This is a genomic window from Acinetobacter sp. SH024, from assembly GCF_000163635.1.
GTDB classification, from domain to species: Bacteria; Pseudomonadota; Gammaproteobacteria; order Pseudomonadales; family Moraxellaceae; genus Acinetobacter; species Acinetobacter pittii.
The window spans coordinates 1-1515 of sequence record NZ_GG753614.1 but is presented as its reverse complement, the minus strand read 5'-3'; the positions used below and the strand labels follow the sequence as shown (position 1 = coordinate 1515).

2 protein-coding genes are annotated in these 1515 nt (G+C 34.1%); one reads left to right on the top strand and one right to left on the bottom strand.

The genetic code is table 11. The annotated features are described in order from the left end of the window. Positions 1-26: 26 nt before the first annotated feature. A complete protein-coding gene (locus tag HMPREF0013_RS24180) occupies positions 27-350 on the bottom strand; it encodes a hypothetical protein (protein ID WP_002121003.1) in 324 nt (107 codons plus the stop codon). A gap of 242 nt (positions 351-592) precedes the next feature. On the opposite strand from HMPREF0013_RS24180, the gene HMPREF0013_RS24175 reads away from it, so the two are divergent. Beyond that, positions 593-1492: a LysR family transcriptional regulator gene (locus tag HMPREF0013_RS24175; RefSeq protein WP_002120927.1), complete on the top strand. Its 900-nt coding sequence runs from the start codon at positions 593-595 to the stop codon at positions 1490-1492. Positions 1493-1515 lie beyond the last annotated feature (23 nt).

Genomic DNA, 1515 nt, shown 5'->3' with positions numbered 1-1515 from the left:
AGATTGGCTTTTTTATACTCTCAATTTCAACGATCACTTACCCCGACATAGCGAAATAAATTTTCCACACCTAAATCAGATTTTAAAATAATTAGATTTTCATAAGTTGTTGTCGTGAGAGCTTCAAAAATATTCATATTCGGATCTTCGTGCAACTCATCCACATTTTGATCCATACACTCTTCAAATCGATCAGCAATAAATTCAAACCCCAAATCCATAGCAATAAATAAAGTATGTTCACATGGCTGAATATATTGTTCTTGCGCCCAGTCAATTATTGCTTGTTTGCAAAATGGACATTCAATATTCGCAGAAGCATCGTTAAGTTCAATTAATTGATAGTGCATTAGATTTGAAAAGAATAGAAAATTGTAGTGTAAAAGAAATTAATTGAAAGTTCTAGAAAAGGCTAGAACCACTCATCAAAAAACATACAATAAAATTACATTGTAATGACAATATAATTTCAAATTCTCAGTTAAAGGAAATATCTTAGTATATGTTTTAATTACAAAAAATTTAGTTTAAGAATTATCGTTGCAAAATTAATAATGTAAAATCATGGTTGTTGCAGAAATAGGATATTTTAATGCTCACTGATCTTGATGATTTTTATTGTTTTGCTCTCGTCGTTGAGCATGGTGGTTTCAGTGCCGCTGAGCGTGTAACGGATATACCAAAATCAAAACTAAGTCGTCGTGTATATAGCCTAGAAGAAAACTTAGGCGTTCGCCTGATTCAACGCAGCTCTCGTCATTTTGCTGTTACAGATATTGGGATGGATATTTATAGACATGCTCAAGTCATGATGAATGCTGCACAGGCTGCTCATGATTTGGTTGATCATTTAAGCATTCAACCTAGAGGTGTTGTAAAGGTTAGTGTTCCTGTTGATATTGCTCAAAATCAACTGCCTAAAATTTTGCCTGCTTTCTTAAAAAAATATCCAGAAATTCGTTTGCAACTTATGGTCAGCAATCGTCGAGTAGATGTCATTAATGAAGGAATTGATATTGCTTTACGTGTTCGCTCAAAACTAGATGATGATCCAAGTTTAGTTCTTAGACAGTTTGCACTTATTGAACAGAGTCTATTTGCAAGTCAAGCATATCTAAATGAATTTGGAGATATAAAAAATCCAGAACAACTTAGTGAGCATCGCATTTTAAGTTTGTCAGAAGAGCATCTTGATCAACAATTCCTTTTGCATGGTCCAGACAATCAGCAAAAGAAAATCAAAGTCAGCCCTATCGTAATGGGTACAAATATCCATATGTTGGCGCAATTAGCGAGTCAAAACTGTGGGATCGCTTTATTACCAGAGAGCGCAGCAGAAGATTTTCTAAAATCTGGACAGCTTGTACAAATTTTACCGGAATGGAAAGCTCCTCACGGTATATTACATGCTGTATATCCATCACGCCGAGGGTTATTACCTGCTGTACGAGTATTTATTGATTATTTGGTAGAACATCTTTCTGAGCATTAAAATGAATTTAAAAAAAGTTCGAT

What these genes read in the sequence shown, in the direction of transcription:
- HMPREF0013_RS24175 (WP_002120927.1), top strand. Translation starts at nt 593, where the DNA reads ATGCTCACTGATCTTGATGATTTTTATTGTTTTGCTCTCGTCGTTGAG.
- HMPREF0013_RS24180 (WP_002121003.1), bottom strand. Translation starts at nt 350, where the DNA reads ATGCACTATCAATTAATTGAACTTAACGATGCTTCTGCGAATATTGAA.